Origin of the sequence: Nocardia sp. NPDC051990 (assembly GCF_040680755.1) — a bacterium.
Taxonomy (GTDB): domain Bacteria; phylum Actinomycetota; class Actinomycetes; order Mycobacteriales; family Mycobacteriaceae; genus Nocardia.
On record NZ_JBFAXH010000029.1, the window covers coordinates 1 to 17,338 of the forward strand.

General features: G+C 66.2%; 17 protein-coding genes and 1 rRNA gene. 17 read left to right on the top strand and 1 reads right to left on the bottom strand.

Annotated features, from left to right (window positions below):
- From rrf to recN, 8 genes are all read left to right on the top strand, one after another.
- A 5S ribosomal RNA gene (gene rrf / locus AB0L63_RS31275) occupies positions 1 to 88 on the top strand; the annotation flags it as partial.
- 296 nt (positions 89 to 384) lie between these two features.
- Positions 385 to 1,032: a hypothetical protein gene (locus AB0L63_RS31280; RefSeq protein WP_364508304.1), complete on the top strand. Its 648-nt coding sequence runs from the start codon at positions 385 to 387 to the stop codon at positions 1,030 to 1,032.
- Positions 1,029 to 1,904: a hypothetical protein gene (locus AB0L63_RS31285; protein WP_364508307.1), complete on the top strand. Its 876-nt coding sequence runs from the start codon at positions 1,029 to 1,031 to the stop codon at positions 1,902 to 1,904. The genes AB0L63_RS31280 and AB0L63_RS31285 overlap by 4 nt, the downstream gene beginning before the upstream one ends.
- A gap of 213 nt (positions 1,905 to 2,117) precedes the next feature.
- Positions 2,118 to 3,014, top strand: a complete 897-nt coding sequence (locus AB0L63_RS31290) for an HAD-IIA family hydrolase (protein WP_364508310.1) — start codon at positions 2,118 to 2,120, stop codon at positions 3,012 to 3,014.
- 13 nt (positions 3,015 to 3,027) lie between these two features.
- On the top strand, positions 3,028 to 3,330 hold the full coding sequence (locus AB0L63_RS31295) for a hypothetical protein (protein WP_364508313.1): 303 nt from the start codon (positions 3,028 to 3,030) through the stop codon (positions 3,328 to 3,330).
- Position 3,331: 1 nt separating this feature from the next.
- Positions 3,332 to 4,153, top strand: a complete 822-nt coding sequence (locus tag AB0L63_RS31300) for a TlyA family RNA methyltransferase (protein ID WP_364508316.1) — start codon at positions 3,332 to 3,334, stop codon at positions 4,151 to 4,153.
- On the top strand, positions 4,150 to 5,142 hold the full coding sequence (locus AB0L63_RS31305) for an NAD kinase (protein ID WP_364508318.1): 993 nt from the start codon (positions 4,150 to 4,152) through the stop codon (positions 5,140 to 5,142). The genes AB0L63_RS31300 and AB0L63_RS31305 overlap by 4 nt, the downstream gene beginning before the upstream one ends.
- A complete protein-coding gene (gene recN, locus AB0L63_RS31310; RefSeq protein ID WP_364508321.1) occupies positions 5,120 to 6,889 on the top strand; it encodes a DNA repair protein RecN in 1,770 nt (589 codons plus the stop codon). The genes AB0L63_RS31305 and recN overlap by 23 nt, the downstream gene beginning before the upstream one ends.
- Positions 6,890 to 6,891: 2 nt before the next feature.
- Here recN and AB0L63_RS31315 read toward each other — a convergent pair whose 3' ends face one another.
- Positions 6,892 to 7,311 carry an SRPBCC family protein gene (locus AB0L63_RS31315; protein WP_364508324.1) on the bottom strand — a complete coding sequence of 140 codons (420 nt, stop codon included), beginning with the start codon at positions 7,309 to 7,311 and terminating at the stop codon, positions 6,892 to 6,894.
- A gap of 160 nt (positions 7,312 to 7,471) precedes the next feature.
- Here AB0L63_RS31315 and steA point away from each other — a divergent pair, with 160 nt between their 5' ends.
- From steA to scpB, 9 genes are all read left to right on the top strand, one after another.
- Entirely contained in the window at positions 7,472 to 8,683 is a 1,212-nt protein-coding gene (steA, locus tag AB0L63_RS31320; RefSeq protein WP_364508326.1) for a putative cytokinetic ring protein SteA, read from the top strand.
- Positions 8,680 to 9,627, top strand: a complete 948-nt coding sequence (locus AB0L63_RS31325; protein WP_364508328.1) for a copper transporter — start codon at positions 8,680 to 8,682, stop codon at positions 9,625 to 9,627. The genes steA and AB0L63_RS31325 overlap by 4 nt, the downstream gene beginning before the upstream one ends.
- A 120-nt stretch (positions 9,628 to 9,747) precedes the next feature.
- Complete coding sequence (locus tag AB0L63_RS31330; protein ID WP_364508331.1) at positions 9,748 to 11,469, top strand: CTP synthase; 1,722 nt, start codon at positions 9,748 to 9,750, stop codon at positions 11,467 to 11,469.
- On the top strand, positions 11,470 to 12,129 hold the full coding sequence (locus AB0L63_RS31335; RefSeq protein ID WP_364508333.1) for an NUDIX hydrolase: 660 nt from the start codon (positions 11,470 to 11,472) through the stop codon (positions 12,127 to 12,129).
- 12 nt (positions 12,130 to 12,141) lie between these two features.
- Positions 12,142 to 13,092 carry a site-specific tyrosine recombinase XerD gene (gene xerD / locus AB0L63_RS31340; protein WP_364508336.1) on the top strand — a complete coding sequence of 317 codons (951 nt, stop codon included), beginning with the start codon at positions 12,142 to 12,144 and terminating at the stop codon, positions 13,090 to 13,092.
- A gap of 198 nt (positions 13,093 to 13,290) precedes the next feature.
- Positions 13,291 to 13,755 carry a cupin domain-containing protein gene (locus tag AB0L63_RS31345; protein WP_364508339.1) on the top strand — a complete coding sequence of 155 codons (465 nt, stop codon included), beginning with the start codon at positions 13,291 to 13,293 and terminating at the stop codon, positions 13,753 to 13,755.
- A 226-nt stretch (positions 13,756 to 13,981) separates the two neighbouring features.
- The gene (locus AB0L63_RS31350; RefSeq protein WP_364508456.1) at positions 13,982 to 14,926 is read left to right on the top strand and encodes a ParA family protein; all 945 of its coding nucleotides are present in this window, start codon (positions 13,982 to 13,984) and stop codon (positions 14,924 to 14,926) included.
- A 185-nt stretch (positions 14,927 to 15,111) separates the two neighbouring features.
- Positions 15,112 to 15,918, top strand: coding sequence for a segregation/condensation protein A (locus tag AB0L63_RS31355; RefSeq protein WP_364508458.1), 807 nt, complete (start codon positions 15,112 to 15,114; stop codon positions 15,916 to 15,918).
- Positions 15,919 to 16,139: 221 nt separating this feature from the next.
- Positions 16,140 to 16,781: an SMC-Scp complex subunit ScpB gene (gene scpB, locus AB0L63_RS31360; RefSeq protein ID WP_364508461.1), complete on the top strand. Its 642-nt coding sequence runs from the start codon at positions 16,140 to 16,142 to the stop codon at positions 16,779 to 16,781.
- Positions 16,782 to 17,338 lie beyond the last annotated feature (557 nt).

Here is a 17,338-nt window from a genome sequence, read left to right on the forward strand (position 1 = left end):
CGGTCCCATTCCGAACCCGGAAGCTAAGGCCACCAGCGCCGATGGTACTGCACTCGACAGGGTGTGGGAGAGTAGGACACCGCCGGAACATCCTTCACGATAGGGGACCCAAAACTTGGGTCCCCTATCGTCGTTTTTGCACCTATATCTATGCCGTGTTCGGGCCCGACCGCCGACACGTGATTGAATTCAGGGGTTCGACAACCTCTGGCGGAACCTAGAAAGGGGCCACCGTGTCGGAACAGAACGACGGCCGGAAGTCCTTCCGGCAGGACGGTCCCGACCGCGATCGGGGAAGTGCCTCCCGTGGCTCCTCCGACCGGGGTGATTCCGGCGAACGGCGCGGCTTCAAACGCAGCAGCGACTCGACCCGAAGTGGTTCGAATGATCGCAGCGCGAGCGACCGCGGTGGTTTCACTCGCGGTGGTCCCGGAGAGCGGGGCGGCTACGACCGCGGTGCCGGTGATCGCGGTGGTTTCAGTCGCAGCGGTGGACGTGGCGGTTCCGAGCGCGGCGACTCTGGCCGACGAGGCGATTCCGGCGACCGTGGCAGCTTCAATCGTGGTGGTTCGGGCGAACGCGGTGGATTCAAGCGTTCCGGTGATTCCGGCGAGCGTGGCGGTTTCAGCCGTAGCGGCTCCGGCGACCGTGGTGGTTTCGGTCGCAGCGATTCCGGCCGACGTGGTGATTCCGGCGAGCGTGGCGGTTTCGGCCGAGGTGGCTCGGGCGAGCGTGGCGGTTTCCATCGTGGTGGTGATTCCGGCGAGCGCCGTGGCTTCAAACGCGGCGGCGATTCCGGACAGCGCAGTGACTCCGGCGGCCGTAGTGATTTCGGCCGCAGTGGTGCTGGTGATCGTGGCGGCTCCGGTCGTGGTTCTGGTGAGCGCGGTGGTTTCAGCCGTGGCGGTTCGGGTGAGCGTGGTGGTTTCAACCGCGGCGACTCGGGCGATCGCGGTGGGTTCAGCCGCGGTGGCGGCGGTGAGCGCGGTGGTTACAAGCGCGGTGGCGACTCGGATCAGCGCAGTGACGTGAACGAACGCGGCGGGTTCAAGCGCCGTGATGACGCCGGTCGGCGTGGTGGTTTCGACCGTGGCGGCGAATCCGGTGGCCGTGGCGATTCGGATCAGCGCGGCGGCTGGAGCCGTGGCGACGACGTGCAGGATCGCCGTCGTGGTGGCGAAGGCGCACGTTCCGGGGGTGGCTCGGCAGATCGACGCGCACCGCGTCCCGAAGAGCCGGATCTGCCCGATGACGTCCAGGCCGCCGACCTCGAAACCGAGGTGCGCCGTGATCTGCTGAGCCTGGATAAGGGCAATGCCGAAACCGTAGCCCGGCATCTCGTGATGGCGGCCCGGCTCATCGACGACGACCCGCGTCTCGCCTTGGCCCATGCACGGGCCGCCCGCCAACGCGCTGGCCGCATCGCCGTGGTCCGTGAAACCGTGGGTGTCACCGCCTACCACGCGGGTGAATGGGCTGAAGCCCTTTCAGAATTGCGCACCGCTCGCCGGATGTCCGGCGGTTCCGGTCTGCTCGCCGTCATGGCCGACTGTGAACGCGGCCTCGGCCGCCCCGAACGCGCCATCGAACTTGGCCGCAGCGACGAGGCCCGCGCCCTGCACGGTGACGAGGCCACCGAACTCCGCATCGTGGTCGCCGGCGCCCGCATGGACCTCGGCCAATACGATCAGGCCGTTGTCACCCTGCAAACCTCGGAACTCGACCGCTCCCGCACCGGTTCCGCCGCCGCCCGCCTTTTCTACGCCTACGCCGACGCCCTGGTCGCCGCGGGCCGCACGGCCGAGGGCCTCACCTGGTTCCTCAATGCCGCCGCGGCCGACCTCGACGGTGAAACCGATGCCGAGGAACGCGCCGAAGAACTGACCGGCGACACCGACCTGTAGGGTTCTGCGGCTGGGACCCGCCATCGACGACCTCGTCGCGTGCGGTGACTGGAACGGGCTCCCTGTCTGTCGCCATGAAACGAAGGTGCGGCCGGTGTGTTGGGCCGCACCGGCACGGACTGTGCACTGCCTGGCGTTCATTTTCGCGTCGACGGGCTGGCGTAGGGTTCGGGAACGGCAAGGTGTCGATCGGCGACATGGAGTGAGAGTGGTGTGAAGCGGCTACGAGAGCGATATGCAGCTCTGCTGCTTGATCTGGACGGCACGCTGTATCGCGGGCTAGAGGTGATCCAGGGCGCGCCGGAGGCGCTGGCGGGTTCCGTTATGGCACAGCGGCTTGTGTATGTCACGAATAATGCGAGTCGTGGTCCGGACGTGGTTGCGCGGCATTTGGCCGAGCTCGGATTCGCGGCGGAAGCCGATGATGTGGTGACCAGTGCGCAGGCGGCGGCACGCGTTTTGGCGCAGCGGCTCGATTCCGGGGCCACGGTGTTGATCGTCGGCACCGATGACCTGGCCAAGGAGGTCGAGGCAGCCGGGCTGATTGCGATCCGGCGCTTCAACGGCGCCGCGCCCGATGCTGTCGTACAAGGACATTCACCCGAAACCGCCTGGCCGGATCTGGCCGAGGCGGCCTATGCGCTGAGCGCAGACGCACTCTGGGTTGCCGCCAATACCGATAAGACGCTGCCGAACGAGCGCGGTCTCGCGCCCGGCAACGGCGCCATTGTCGCCGCACTGCGTGCCGCCTCCGGCAGAGAGCCGGTGGTAGCGGGCAAACCGTATGCGCCACTGCTGGAAGACGCCTTGGCACGCGCTGGTACGCGCAGCGCACTGGTGGTGGGCGATCGTCTGGACACCGATATCGAGGGCGCCAACCGCGTCGGTCTCGAATCGCTGCTGGTGCTGACCGGTGTGAGCACCCTTGACGAACTACGCGACGCCCCTGCGGACCTGATCCCGACCTACGCCTCGGAGTCATTGGACGCACTGAATCACCCGCCGGCCGAGGACGAGGCGACCGACCTCGCCGACGACTTGGCGGAACGCTTACGGCGTAACCCGGGACGAGCCGTAAGGGTGCGCGCGTCCGGTTCGGAAATCCGATAGCGTTGATCCCACGATGACTACTCCGATGCCCCGCCCCAACGGCCCCGGCTCGAACGGACCGCGTCCCGGGCCACCGCTGCCCGGCCAGCATCTGCCGGGCGGACCGGGACGCCTGGAGCCTGCCGATCCGATGCGGATCCGTGCCGAGGTCGACGGTTTGCTCGCCGAACTCGACGCGCGTCCAGCGTGGACCGGCTCGGCGGCGCCGCCGCCGACGGACTCCGATTCCGGCGCCGATATCACCCGGCGCGCCCGCATCCTGGAGCAGGCACATGAGGTGCTTGTGCAGGCACTGGCCACGGTGGACAAGATCTGAGGTGGCCAGGCGCGCGCGGGTGGACGCCGAACTGGTTCGCCGCGGATTGGCGCGATCGCGTGAACATGCGGTCGAGCTGATCGGTGCGGGCCGCGTCCTGATTGCTGGAACGGTCGCCGTGAAGCCGGCGACGGCCGTCGAGGCGGGCACACCGTTGGTCGTGCGCGCGGAGCCCGATGAGGTGTCGTGGGCGTCGCGCGGTGCGCACAAGCTGCTCGGTGCGCTCGAGACATTCGAACCCCAGGGCTTGACCGTCGCAGGTAAGCGCTGCCTGGATGCCGGTGCGTCGACCGGTGGCTTCACCGATGTCCTGCTCTCCAGGCAAGCGCGTGAGGTCGTCGCCGTCGACGTCGGCTACGGCCAGCTGATCTGGCGGCTGCAGAACGACGAGCGGGTGCGCGTTTTCGATCGCACCAATGTCCGCGCCATCACCCCCGAATCCATTGACGGCACCGTCGAACTCGTCGTCGGAGATCTGTCGTTCATCTCGCTGAATCTGGTGCTGCCCGCACTCGCGGCCTGTGCCGCGCCCGGCGCCGATCTGTTGCCTATGGTCAAACCCCAGTTCGAGGTGGGCAAGGAGCGGGTAGGCTCCGGCGGTGTGGTGCGGGAGCCTGCACTGCGCGCGGAAGTGGTGCGCGATGTCGCGACGGCCGCCGCTGAATTGGGCTTGCGCACCGTCGGGGTGGTGGCCAGCCCGCTTCCCGGCCCGTCGGGCAATGTCGAATACTTTGTGTGGCTCCGTAAGGACGGGCAGTTCGAGTACGACGGCGAGCAGGTCGCGGCCCTTGTCGAACGTGCGGTTGAGGAGGGTCCACAGTGAACGCGCTGACGCCGGCCGGATCCAGAGAGATTCTGCTGGTTTCGCATCCGGGCCGGGCGGAGATCATCGAAACCGCTCATCGCGTCGCGAAGATTTTCGCGGATGCGGGCATCGGGCTGCGCGTGCTCGCGGACGAGGCGTACAGCACCCGATTCGATTGTGAGTCCGACACCGCGGGCGGGACGGCCGTCGCCGAACCGGGCGGATATCCGGCCCGTGTGGTCGAGCACTGCCCGGACGCGGCGGTCGGCTGCGAGATGGTGCTCTCGCTCGGCGGTGACGGCACCTTCTTGCGCGCGGCCGAATTGGCTAGGCCCGCGGGGGTGCCGGTGCTCGGAATCAATCTGGGCCGCATCGGTTTTCTTACCGAGGCCGAGGCCGAACATCTCGATGAGGCATTGGCGAGCGTGGTCCGCGGCGAATACCGCCTCGAGCATCGGATGACCATCGATGTGAGCGTCCAGGTGGACGATGAGGTCATCGAAACCGGTTGGGCGCTCAATGAAGCCAGCATCGAGAACGCCGCGCGCATGGGTGTGCTCGAAGTGGTGCTCGAGGTCGACGGGCGTCCGGTTTCGCAGTTCGGTTGCGACGGCATCCTCATCTCCACACCGACCGGATCGACCGCCTACGCGTTCTCCGCGGGCGGCCCGGTGGTGTGGCCGGAACTCGAAGCGCTGCTGGTGATTCCGAGCAATGCGCACGCCCTGTTCGCGCGGCCGCTGGTGACCAGTCCGGAGTCCAGGATCGCGGTCGAATCCGTAGCGGCGGGCCATGATGCGATAGCCATCCTGGATGGCAGGCGCACCCTGGCATTGCCGAAGGGCGGGCGGCTCGAGGCGGTTCGCGGCGCCGAACCGGTGCGGTGGGTGCGGTTGGATTCCGCACCATTCGCCGACCGAATGGTGCGCAAATTCCAATTGCCCGTGACAGGCTGGCGTGGCCGACGGCGAACGGAGAGCACACGTGCTGACAGAGATCAGGATTGACGGGCTTGGCGTCATATCCACGGCTACCGCGCAATTCCATGCTGGTCTCACGGTTCTGACCGGTGAGACTGGTGCCGGTAAGACCATGGTGGTGACCAGCCTGCACCTGCTCAGCGGGGCACGGGCCGATGCGGGCCGCGTCCGGTTGGGTGCGGCACGGGCCGTGGTCGAGGGGCGGTTCACCGTCGACGAGGTGAATACCACCGCGCAGAAGCAGGTGCAGGACGTCCTGGAATCGGCTGCGGCCGAACGCGATGACGACGGCAGCATCATCGCGATCCGCACCGTCGGCAGCGACGGACGCTCCCGCGCGCACCTCGGCGGTCGTGGTGTACCCGCCGCTGTCCTTGCCGATTTCACCGCGCCGTTGCTGACCGTGCACGGTCAGAACGATCAGTTGCGGCTGCAGCGTCCGGAGCAGCAGCTGTCGGCGCTGGACCAGTTCGCCGCGGATACGGTCGGTCCGCTGCTGCGAAAGTACCAGGTGCAGCGGCGATCCTGGCTCGATGCCCGCAATGAGCTGCTCGAACGTACCGCACACAGTAGGGAAATCGCGCTGGAGGCCGACCGGCTCAAGCATTCGCTGTCCGAAATCGACGCCATCGCACCGGAACCCGGCGAGGATGTGCGCATCGTCGACGAGGTGCGCAGGCTCAGCGATCTGGATTCGCTGCGCGAGGCCGCCGCGATCGCGCACGACGCCTTGGCCGGTCCCGCTGATTCGCCCGAAGACGGTTCGGGCGCGCTGGAACTGCTCGGCGCTGCGCGGGCCCGCGTCGAATCGGCCCACGATCCGGCACTGACCGCGCTCGGGCCGCGACTCGGTGAGGCCATCGCGGTGGTCGTCGATCTCACTACCGAGCTCAGTGGCTACCTTTCGAATTTGCCTTCGGATCCAGGCGCTTTGGATTCGCTGCTCACCCGGCAGGCCGAATTGAAATCGCTGACCCGCAAGTACGCACCGGATATTGATGGGGTGATCGCGTGGGCCGATGAGGCGCGCACGCGTCTCGGCTCGCTCGATGTCTCCGAAGAGGCGTTGGCCGCGCTGGCGGCTGAGGTGGATATCGCCGCGGAACGCGTTCGGGAAGCGGCCCGCAAATTGACTGCGGCGCGCACCAAGTCGGCGGGCAAGCTCGCCTCGGCGGTGAGCACCGAACTCGGTGGGCTCGCAATGGGTAGGGCGAAGCTCGAGGTCGTGGTGCGGCCGGTGTCCGCGAGCCCGCAGGATTCCGCGCCGCTGACGGTGGACGGGCAGGAATTGCATGCGGGTTCCACTGGTGTCGACGAGGTGGAATTTCGGCTGTCTGCGCATTCCGGCGCGCAGTCATTGCCGTTGAGCAAGAGCGCTTCCGGTGGTGAGCTGTCGCGGGTGATGCTGGCTCTCGAAGTGGTGCTCGCCAGTTCGGATCATGGCGCGACCATGGTGTTCGACGAGGTCGATGCCGGTGTCGGTGGCCGAGCCGCGGTCGAGATCGGGCGTCGGCTGGCCCGGCTCGCGCGCACCCATCAGGTGATCGTGGTGACCCATCTGCCGCAGGTCGCGGCCTTCGCCGACACCCATCTGGTGGTGGACAAGTCCGATGACGGCAAGGGCAAGGTCAACAGCGGCGTCCGGGCATTGACCAAAGATGAGCGCGTCATCGAATTGGCTCGCATGCTGGCCGGTCTCGATGACACCGAAACCGGCCGAGCCCATGCCGAGGAACTCCTTGAAACCGCCCGCGCCGAACGTGCCCTCGCCTGAGGTCAGCGCAGGGCTTTTTGGGCGCCCTTGAGGAACTGGTTGATGAGGTTCTCGAGGCCGAGCTTCACCACCTTGGCCGGGATCGGAAGGCTGGGCTCGGACTCCATCGTGTAGGAGAGCAGGGTGCCGTTACCGGCGTCGGTGAACGTGATGGTGCCGACGTGCCGCTTCACCGGAGCACCCTTGATGATCTTGTATTCCATCAGCTCGCCGGGGACCAGTCTGGTGGTCTCCTCAACGATGCCGACGCCGGCCTTGCCGATGAAGTACTGCGCGCCGACGCCCGACGGGGTGGGAGAACCAGGGGTCTTCAAGGTGAAATCGACCGGGATGTACGGGTTGATGCGGTCCCGCTCGGTGAAGAACTTGTAGACGACATCACGCGGTGCCGCGATCATGGCGTCGACGGTGCTGCTGACCATGGTGACTCCTCATTCGGGATATCTGTGACCCGCAGCATACGGGTATTGGTTGAGGTGTTTCTGACGCGACGTGGTGTTCGTGGTACCACAGTGACGAATGTGAAAGTTGATGCGGCGCGCCTCCACCAATGGTTGAGGGTTTGCGATCAGTATCTGGCCCATGAAGATGTTGGCGTTGTTGTCGAAGAACACCGAAGCGCTGCCCGGGCTGACCGGGATAGCTCGGGTTGACCGCAACACCAGGCGTCTGCTGAAGCGGGTCGGGCCCGGTGATGTCGTCATACTCGATGAAATGGATCTGGATCGGATCACCGCCGATCGGTTGGTCGAAGCGGGCGTGGCCGCGGTGGTGAATACCTCGCCATCGATCTCGGGCCGCTATCCCAATCTAGGGCCGGAAGTGTTGGTCGCCAACGGAATTCTGCTGCTGGACACCGTGAGTTCGGACGCCTTCCGAATCAAGGACGGCACCAAGGTCCGCATCGATGAGGGCGTCGTCTACGCCGACAAGCTGGTCAAGAAGGAGCCCGAGGTCCTGGTCACGGGCATCGAGCTGACCGAATCCGATATCTCCGAGCGGATGATCGAGGCGCGCAACGGCCTCGCCGATCATCTGGAGGCCTTCGCGGGCAATACCATCGAATTCATTCGCACCGAGAGTGCGCTGCTCATCGACGGTATCGGGGTGCCGGAGCTCGAGCTCGATATGAAGAATCGGCATGTGGTCGTGGTTGCCGATGGCCCGGAGCACGCGGACGATCTCAAGCGACTGAAGCCGTTCATCAAGGAATATGCCCCGATCATGGTCGGCGTCGGCCGCGGCGCGGACACATTGATGAAAGACGGCTATCGTCCCGATCTGATCGTCGGCGACCCGGATGAAATCACCACCGCCACCCTGAAATCCGGTGCCGAGATGATCCTGCCCGCCGACACCGACGGCCATGCCAAGGGGCTGGAACGCATCCAGGATCTCGGCATCGGCGCGACGACCTTTCCGTCGTCCGGAGCACCGTCCGATCTGGCGCTGCTGCTGGCCCACCACCACGGCGCAGCGCTGATCGTGACCGCCGGTGCCGCTGCTTCGCTGGACGATTTCTTCGACCGCGGCCGCCGCGACAGCAATCCGGCGACCTTCCTCACCCGACTGAAAATCGGCACCAAACTCGTGGATGCCAAGGCCGTCGCTACGCTCTATCGAAACCGAGCGACCGGCACCGCCATCGCGATGGTCGTGCTAGCCGCCCTCGTCGCGGTGATCGTGGCTATGCTCGCCTCGAATATGGGGACCGAGGCGCTGGATTGGGCCAGCGATACCTGGAACCGGTTCGAGCTATGGGCCCAGGGCCTATCTGCCGGAGGTAACCGATGATTTCGATTCGGCAGCACGCGGTTTCGATCGTCGCGATCTTCCTGGCCCTCGCCGTCGGCGTGGTGCTCGGGTCGCAGACCGTGGCGGCGGACCTGCTCTCCGGATTACGCGCGGATAAAACGGATCTGCGCAAACAGCTCGATGTGGCCACCGAGCAGAACCGGCGGCTCAGTGACGAAATGAATGCGGCGGACCGGTTCATCGCCGGGTCGGCGGGGCGGATCCTCGGTGGCACGCTCACCGACCGCAGCGTCGTGGTGTTCACGACCCCCGACGCCGAACCCGCCGATGTCGAGGCCGTCGCGAAGGATCTGGAAACCTCCGGCGCGACCGTGATTGGCCGCATAGCCCTCACCGACGTCTTCCTCGACGCCGCCGAGGGCGATCGGATGCGCACCGCGGTCACCAATGTCATCCCCGCGGGCGCGCAGCTGCGCACCGGTCAGGTGGATCAGGGCAGTATGGCCGGCGATCTGCTCGGCCTGGTGCTGCTGCTCGATCCGGCGAGCCCGCAAGCGCGCAGCACCCCGCAGGAGTTGAGCCTGGTGCTGGAGACATTGCGTGGCGGCGGTTTCCTCGCCTACGGCGACACCCCGACGCAGGCCGCGAACCTCGCCGTTGTCGTCACCGGCGACGGCGCGAAGTCCAGTGAGAACAGTCAGGGCAGCAATATCGCCCGATTTGCCGGCGCGCTGCGCGGCCGGGGTGCAGGTGCAGTGCTGGCGGGGCGTTCCGGCGCCGCCGACAATCCGGGCCCGATCGCGATCATTCGTTCCGACGCCGCGCTGGCCACGACCGTCACCACCGTCGACAATCTCGACCGCGAGATCGGCCGCCTCACCACCGTGCTCGGCTTGAGCGAGCAGCTCAACGGCGGTGCGGGCCGATACGGAACCGGCACCAAGGCGACCTCCCTCACACTCGTCGCGCCGCCCGCGAGCTGATTCGCCAGACCCGCGCTGCGAACATGGTGCAAGGGCCGGATCCGATTGATGGCAGCGACTGGGTGGCAAACGTGCATGGCGTGTGATCAGACCAGCAATTTCGTGTTACCGTGAAGACCCGTGGGTCATACACGGAATCAGGCGCGAACGGCCACGAAGCACATCTTCGTCAGCGGCGGTGTCGCCTCCTCATTGGGTAAGGGTCTTACCGCCTCCAGCCTCGGTCAGCTGCTGACCGCGCGCGGACTGCGGGTGACCATGCAGAAACTCGACCCGTACTTGAACGTCGATCCGGGCACCATGAATCCGTTCCAGCACGGAGAAGTGTTCGTCACCGAAGACGGCGCGGAGACCGATCTCGACGTCGGCCACTACGAGCGGTTCCTCGATCGGGACCTGTCCCGGGACGCAAATGTGACTACCGGGCAAATCTATTCGTCAGTGATCGCCAAGGAGCGCCGCGGCGAATACCTCGGTGACACGGTGCAGGTCATTCCGCACATCACCGACGAGATCAAGAGTCGCATCTTGGCGATGCAGGGCCCGGATCTGCAGGGGCAGGTGCCCGATGTGGTGATCACCGAAATCGGTGGCACCGTCGGCGATATCGAATCGCAGCCCTTCCTGGAGGCGGCCCGCCAGATCCGCCACGATGTGGGCCGAGACAATGTGTTCTTCCTGCACGTATCGCTGGTGCCCTACCTCGCACCCTCGGGTGAGCTCAAGACCAAGCCGACCCAGCATTCGGTGGCCGCGCTGCGCAATATCGGTATTCAGCCCGATGCGCTGATCCTGCGCTGCGATCGCGAAGTGCCGCAGGCGCTCAAGAGCAAGATCGCGCTGATGTGCGACGTCGATGTGGATGCGTGCATCTCCACGCCGGACGCGCCGTCGATCTACGACATTCCCAAGGTGCTGCACCGTGAGGGTCTGGACGCCTATGTGGTGCGCAGGCTCGGGCTACCGTTCCGGGACGTGGACTGGACCGTCTGGGGTGATCTGCTGGATCGAGTGCACCAACCACGGGAGACGGTCGAGGTCGCGCTGGTCGGCAAGTACGTCGATCTGCCCGATGCGTATCTGTCGGTCACCGAGGCGTTGCGCGCGGGCGGATTCGCCTCGCGGGCCAAGGTGAATATCCGCTGGGTGCAGTCGGATGAGTGCGAGACCCCGGCGGGTGCGCAGGCCGCGCTGCGCGACGTGGACGCGGTGCTGATTCCGGGCGGATTCGGTATCCGTGGCATCGAGGGCAAGGTCGGTGCCATCAAATACGCGCGGACCAGGGGGCTTCCGCTGCTCGGCCTGTGTCTGGGCCTGCAATGTGTGGTCATCGAGGCGGCGCGTTCGGTCGGTCTGGCCGAAGCCAATTCAGCCGAATTCGAGCCGGACACACCGCATCCGGTGATTTCCACTATGGCCGATCAGAAGGAGATCGTTGCGGGCGAGGCCGATCTCGGCGGCACCATGCGCCTGGGTGCCTACCCGGCGACGCTGCAGAAGGGGTCGGTGGTCGCGCAGGCCTACGCCACCGACCAGGTCTCCGAGCGGCACCGGCATCGCTACGAGGTGAACAACGCCTACCGCGACAAGATCGCCACCAGCGGTTTGAAATTCAGCGGTACCTCGCCCGATGGGCATCTGGTCGAATTCGTTGAGCTGCCCGCGGATAAGCATCCGTTCTTCGTGGCCACCCAGGCGCATCCGGAGCTCAAGAGTCGCCCCACCCGGCCGCACCCGTTGTTCGCCGCGCTGATCGCGGCGGCGCTGAGATATAAACTGGCCGAGCGGCTTCCGGTCGATATCCCGGACGAAGAGTTCGCGAACGCAGATCAGGCGTCATAGATGAGTGATAGCGGGGGAGCCCAGCCGGGCAGCCACGATTTCGAGACGGTGGCGAGCAAGACCGTGTACAGCGGCGCCATCCTCGCCTTGCGGCTCGATGAGGTGTCCATGCCGGGCGGACGCGTCGTCGATCGCGAGGTGATCGAGCATCATGCGGCGGTTGCGGTCGCGGCGATCGATGATGCCGACAATGTGGTGTTGATCAAGCAGTACCGGCATCCGATCGGTCGGCGGCTGCTCGAGTTGCCCGCCGGGTTGCTCGATGTGCCTGGCGAGGATCCATTGGCAGCAGCAAAACGCGAATTGGCCGAGGAGACGGGACTGGCCGCCAGGGAATGGTCGGTGCTGGTGGATGTCGCGCTCTCGCCCGGATTCACCGATGAGGCGCTGCGGGTGTATGCCGCGCGGGGGCTGTACGAAACCGATCGGCCGGATCCGGAATTGGAGGAGGCGGACCTGGAATTGGTCCGCATGCCGGTGGACGAGGCCGTGCGGGCCGCATTGGCGGGCGAGATCGTCAATGCCACGGCGGTCGCTGGTGTGCTCGCGCTCGTGGCCGCCAGGGCGGGCGGGGCGGAGTTGCGTCCGGCCGATGCGCCGTGGCCAGGGCAGCCGACCGCATTACTGCGCCGCAAGGCGCAGCGGCAGTCCGAAGACTGACGGGTCCGGGCGGTGCTCGCGCGGGAGGTGAATGCCTACCTCGATCATCTTGCGGTTGAGCGCGGCGCCGCCCGCAACACCCTCGGTGCGTATCGCCGCGATCTCGATCGGTATCGGGATTTCCTGATCGGACGCGGGATCACGGCACTGGAGCAGGTCGGTGAATCCGATGTCGCGGAGTTCACCATGGCGTTGCGGGCGGGTGGGGAAACGCACCCGCCGCTGGCAGCCAGTTCGGTGGCTCGTGCGCTGATCGCGGTGCGTGGACTGCATCGCTTCGCCGCGGCGGAGGGGATGACGAGTACCGATGTCGCACATGCGGTGAAGCCGCCGACGCCGGGACGTCGGTTGCCGAAAGCGTTGCCGTACGACCAGGTGTTGCGATTGCTGGAGGCGGCCGGCGGCGCGCCGATCGGCGATGCGAATGCGGTCGGAACCGATGGTGGGCCGCGCGGATTGCGCGATCGGGCGCTGCTCGAGCTGCTGTATTCGACCGGGGCGCGGATTTCGGAGATCGTAGGTCTCGACGTGGACGACCTCGATACCGAGGAACGGGCTGTCGTGCTGCACGGCAAAGGCGGCAAGCAGCGCCTGGTTCCGATCGGCAGGCCGGCGCTGGCGGCTGTCGACGCATATCTGGTGCGGGGTAGGCCGGTGCTCGCCGCGAATGGGAAAGGCACTGCGGGCGCGCTGTTCCTGAATGCCCGCGGTGGGCGATTGTCGCGGCAGAGTGCCTGGCAGGTTCTGCAGACCGCTGCCGAGCGGGCCGGCATCGGCGCCACGGTTTCGCCGCATACACTGCGGCATTCCTTCGCAACGCATTTGCTCGACGGAGGTGCGGATGTGCGGGTGGTCCAAGAACTTCTGGGGCATGCCTCGGTCACAACCACTCAGATCTACACCTTGGTCACTGTGAACACCCTTCGCGAGGTCTGGGCTACCGCTCACCCGCGCGCCCGCTGATTCCGCGGTGGCGCGGCACGTGCGTTGCCCGATGAATCCGTTTGTGGCGTACCAAACGTGCGCCGGGCCGTGTCGGCGGCCGGCGGGATTCGGCATGCTGCATAGGAATTCGCGACGGGAAGAAAATGGGACTGTGGTCCGGTTGTGTCGGTATGTCGGGATCGGGTGGTCTCGGCATACCGATATGAGGTGAATCGGATGGCAAAGGCTTTCATCGTTCAAGAGCGAGATGTCGAGGCGGTGTCGCTGCCCGGTGGCGGATCGTTCCGGTTGCTCGAGGACAGCGAGAACACCGACGGGCTGCTCGGGGCGAATCGGCTCGTCTTGCAAGCAGGTGCGGATGGGACCAGGCCGCACCATCACACGAAATCCACGGAGATCTTCTATGTCCTGGACGGGACTATGGATTTCCTCGTCGACGGCGCACGTCACGCGGTAGCGAAAGGTGGTCTGGTGGTGGTTCCGCCGGGTACCGTGCATGCCTTCGGGGCGTCCGCGGACGGTCCGGCCGAATTCTTCGCGGTACTCACTCCGGGTATCGTCCGATTCGAGTACTTCCGGCAGCTCGGTCGTATCGCTCGGGGTGAGGCGGATTGGGACAGCATGGAGGAGCTCCACGATCGGTTCGACGTCCATTTCGACGGCGGACCGGATTGGCGTTAGAGGTGTGGACGCCTGCGCAGGTAAACGGGGGTGTCGCGTGTCCGAGCGTGGGTCTTGCGCGGTAAGGCGGTAGCGTCTATCGAGAGCTGGACCGTACGAAAGCGAGGTCGGGGCTGATCGGCCTCGCTACGCTCGGGCAGATGATGCCGGAGGCGGGCGAAGGCAACGAGCAGGAACGTATAAGGAGCAGCGGATCGTGACGACAGCCGGTGCGGCAGAACCGCCGATGAGTGCTGGGGCGCAGCCGCTTACGGGTACCCGGACGGGTCCGTACTCGGAAGCCGCGGCGGAAACGCTGTGGGGCAACGGCGCCGAACCCGTCCCCGAAGACACGTCGCTCGGCCCGACCGGGCGTCCGCTGCGTGCCGTGCCCGACCCGCCGCCGGTCGAGCGGCACGGTGATGCGCTGATCGTCGCGATGTGTAATCAGAAGGGGGGCGTCGGCAAGACCACCTCGACCATCAACCTGGGCGCCGCGCTCGCGGAATTCGGTCGACGGGTGCTGCTGGTGGACCTGGATCCGCAGGGTGCGCTGTCGGCGGGATTGGGTGTGGCCCACCACGATCTCGAGTTGACCGTGCACAACCTGCTCATCGGATCCAAGGTATCGATCGACGAGGTCCTGATGGAGACCCGCGTCGAGAATATGGATCTGCTGCCGAGCAATATCGATCTGTCGGCCGCGGAAATCCAGCTGGTCAACGAGGTCGGCAGGGAACAGACGCTGGGGCGCGCGCTGCAATCGGTGCGTGATCGCTATGACTACATCCTCATCGACTGTCAGCCGTCGCTCGGCCTGCTCACGGTGAATGCGCTGGCCTGCTCCGATGGTGTGATCATTCCGATGGAGTGCGAGTACTTTTCACTGCGTGGACTCGCCTTGCTCAACGACACCGTGGAGAAGGTGCGGGACCGCCTGAACCCGCGTCTGAGCCTGTACGGCATCGTGGTCACCATGTTCGATGCGCGGCTACTACATTCGCGACAGGTCATGGCGCGTGTCGTCGAGGTGTTCGGCGAGTTGGTGTACGACACGGCGATCATGCGTACCGTGCGCTTTCCGGACGCGAGCGTCGCGGGTGAACCCATCACGACGTGGGCGCCGAAATCCAGTGGGGCCGAAGCATATCGAGCGATGGCGCGAGAAGTCATCCACCGGTCCGGCCGGTGATCGGCGGTACGGAACCGGCGCCATCGACGAACACGGAAACGCTCGACTCGGGGTCTGATGAGTTCGCCGATCGGAACTCCGACGCCGGGCGTGGGGCGTCGGCTGCGCAGGACTCTGCCGCGGCGCACGATGATCCGCCCGGTAGACCTGGCAGCGAGCCGACCGGGCAGACGTCCGGGTTTCAGCTGCGGCTGAGCAACTTTCAGGGGCCGTTCGATCTGCTCTTGAATCTGATCAGTTCGCGCAAGCTCGACGTGACCGAGGTCGCGTTGCATCAGGTGACCGACGAATTCATTGCCTACACAAAGGCTTTGACCGCCGGCATCGGGCAGCAGGGTACCTTGCGCGCGGACAAGATCCTGGATCAGACCACCGAATTCCTGGTCGTCGCGGCGACTCTGCTGGATCTCAAGGCGGCGCGACTGCTGCCCTCCGGTGAGGTGACCGACGCCGAGGATCTCGAACTGCTCGAGGCGCGCGATCTGCTCTTCGCCCGGTTGCTGCAATACCGCGCGTTCAAACAGGTCGCCGAATTGCTCAGGGAGTTGGAGGCTGTCGCGTTGCGGCGCTATCCGCGCGCGGTCGGGCTGGAGGAGCGCTACGCCGACCTGTTGCCCGAGGTTAGGCTGGGAGTCGATGCACACGAGTTCGCCGCGATCGCCGCGGCGGCCTTCCGGCCCCGTCCGGCGCCGCGGGTCGGACTCGACCACCTGCACCAGCACGCGTTCTCAGTCGCCGAACAGGCCGCGCTCGTGCTCGAACAGCTCAAACTGCGCGGACCGGGTGGCTGGACGACCTTCGGCGAACTGGTCGCAGACTGCGAGGTGCCGATCCAGATCGTCGCCCGCTTCCTGGCACTGCTCGAGCTGTACCGGGGTAAGACCATCGAGTTCGACCAGCCCGACCCACTCGGCCCGCTCTCGATCAGCTGGATCGGAGACCCCGAGGACGAGACCGCCGACACCGTGACCATCGAGGAGGACTACGGGTGAGTAAGCGCACCGACGATGCGACACCCCTCGAGCGCAACGGCATCGAGTGTGCGGTCATTGGCGAGCATACGGATGACGTGCCCTTCGCGGCGGGTGAGCGAACGGATGACGCGTTGCCCGAGGCGCCGCGGCCGAGCGGTCGCGAAGGGCTCATCGATGCCGCAGCGTCCGCGACTGCGGTGAAGCCCGAAAAGGACGCCGATCCCGGTTCCGATGACGTAGTGGCGGAGTTCACGCCGGAACCGCTGGATGATGATGAATTCCGGTCGGCGTTGGAGGCGATGTTGCTCGTTGTGGATGCTCCGGCGCCGGTAGAGCTGCTGGCCGACGCGTTGCGGGATGAACCGGCGCGGGTGGAGCGGGTGCTGCACGACATGGCGGCGGAACTGTCTGCGCGGGCCAGTGGCATCGATCTGCGTTTCGTGGGTGACGGGTGGCGCTTCTATACTCGCAGCGAGTACGCGCCGTATGTGGAACGGATGCTGCTCGACGGCGCCCGGTCGAAATTGACCAGGGCCGCTTTGGAAACATTGGCGGTGGTGGCATACCGCCAACCGGTGACCCGGACCAGGGTCAGCGCGGTGCGCGGCGTGAACGTCGACGGCGTGATGCGAACCCTGCTGGCTCGCGGATTGATCGCCGAGGCCGGGGTCGACCCGGACACGAACGGCACGCAGTACCGCACGACCGAACTGTTCCTGGAACGGATCGGACTCGCATCACTGTCCGATCTGCCGCCACTGGCGCCCCTGCTGCCGGGCGTCGACCTGATCGACGAGATCAACGAGAGCCTGGACACGGACCCCCGTTACACCAGGCTGAAGAAATCCGCCGAGACCGATTTGGATCTCGGTACCGAATAAGACCGACAGGACAACATGAATACGCCCGCTCGCCGAGATGGCACACCGGATCGTAGGACCAGAAGCGACCAGCCCAGCAGGGGTGGCGCAGGCCGAAACGCACGCGATGCGCGTTCGGCGCAACGGGGAGGTACCCAGCGCGGGGCCGCATGGGGCGGCTCCTCGCAAGGGGGGTATCGGGGGGATTCAGAAGGTGGCGATCGTGGTTACCGCGGCTCGTCGCGGGGCGATCAGCGCGGCTCCGCACGTGGCGGTGACTACCGCGGCACCTCGCAGGGCGGTGGCGGATACCGTCATTCGTCGCAGGGGGACAGCGGCTATCGCGGCTCCGACCGACGTGGCGCGTCGCAGGGTGGCGGTTATCGCGGTTCGTCCCAGGGCGACAGCGGTTATCGCGGTTCCGCGCAGGGTGGCTCGGGCTACCGCGGTTCGTCACAGGGCGGCTCCGATCATCGTGGTTCGCGTGGCGACGCCTATCGTGGTGCCGCACAAGGCGGTTCGGCACCACGCGCCGCTGGCTCGCGCGGTTATGCGGCGGGCGGCACTGCGCAGCAAGG

What these genes read in the sequence shown, in the direction of transcription:
- AB0L63_RS31280 (WP_364508304.1), top strand. Translation starts at nt 385, where the DNA reads ATGATCGCAGCGCGAGCGACCGCGGTGGTTTCACTCGCGGTGGTCCCG.
- AB0L63_RS31295 (WP_364508313.1), top strand. Translation starts at nt 3,028, where the DNA reads ATGACTACTCCGATGCCCCGCCCCAACGGCCCCGGCTCGAACGGACCG.
- AB0L63_RS31315 (WP_364508324.1), bottom strand. Translation starts at nt 7,311, where the DNA reads ATGGTCAGCAGCACCGTCGACGCCATGATCGCGGCACCGCGTGATGTC.
- steA (WP_364508326.1), top strand. Translation starts at nt 7,472, where the DNA reads ATGAAGATGTTGGCGTTGTTGTCGAAGAACACCGAAGCGCTGCCCGGG.
- AB0L63_RS31325 (WP_364508328.1), top strand. Translation starts at nt 8,680, where the DNA reads ATGATTTCGATTCGGCAGCACGCGGTTTCGATCGTCGCGATCTTCCTG.
- AB0L63_RS31335 (WP_364508333.1), top strand. Translation starts at nt 11,470, where the DNA reads ATGAGTGATAGCGGGGGAGCCCAGCCGGGCAGCCACGATTTCGAGACG.
- AB0L63_RS31345 (WP_364508339.1), top strand. Translation starts at nt 13,291, where the DNA reads ATGGCAAAGGCTTTCATCGTTCAAGAGCGAGATGTCGAGGCGGTGTCG.
- AB0L63_RS31350 (WP_364508456.1), top strand. Translation starts at nt 13,982, where the DNA reads ATGAGTGCTGGGGCGCAGCCGCTTACGGGTACCCGGACGGGTCCGTAC.